1 protein-coding gene is annotated in these 561 nt (G+C 37.3%); it reads left to right on the top strand.

What is annotated here, in order from left to right:
* Positions 1-15 precede the first annotated feature (15 nt).
* Entirely contained in the window at positions 16-411 is a 396-nt protein-coding gene (gene rpsK, locus RM529_RS17725; RefSeq protein WP_311486054.1) for a 30S ribosomal protein S11, read from the top strand.
* The last annotated feature ends 150 nt before the right edge of the window (positions 412-561 follow it).

The raw sequence follows: 561 nt of genomic DNA, 5'->3' as shown, positions 1-561 counted from the left end.
TAAATAGTAAGTAATATGGCAAAGGCAACAAAAAAGGCTGTTCAGAAGAAACGCAAAGTTATCGTTGAGGCTAATGGAGAGGCACATGTTACTGCTTCTTTTAATAACATTATTATCTCTTTAACAAACAAAAAGGGTGATGTTGTATCCTGGTCTTCAGCTGGTAAAATGGGCTTTAGGGGTTCTAAAAAGAACACTCCTTATGCAGCGCAGTTAGCGGCAGAAGATGCTTCTAAGGTGGCTCACGAAGCAGGTTTACGTAAAGTAAAAGTATATGTGAAAGGACCTGGAAATGGTAGAGAATCTGCTATTCGTTCCCTTCACAACAGTGGTATTGAAGTAACTGAAATTATTGATGTTACCCCACTTCCACATAACGGATGTCGTCCTCCTAAAAGACGTAGAGTTTAATTAACAGGTATAAATAACAGGAAAGGATATTACGATTATCGAAGGACAGTGACCTTAATTCATAATCCCTTTTCTAATAAATTACAATTTAATGGCAAGATATACTGGTCCAAAGACTAAAATAGCCCGTAAGTTCGGTGAAGCTATTTT

Origin of the sequence: Autumnicola edwardsiae, assembly GCF_031846505.1 — a bacterium.
Taxonomy (GTDB): domain Bacteria; phylum Bacteroidota; class Bacteroidia; order Flavobacteriales; family Flavobacteriaceae; genus Autumnicola; species Autumnicola edwardsiae.
The sequence above is the reverse complement of the archived record's forward strand: the minus strand, read 5'-3'. Positions and strand labels throughout refer to the sequence as shown.

Coding starts and splice junctions, on each gene's coding strand:
- rpsK (WP_311486054.1), top strand. CDS start 16: ATGGCAAAGGCAACAAAAAAGGCTGTTCAGAAGAAACGCAAAGTTATC.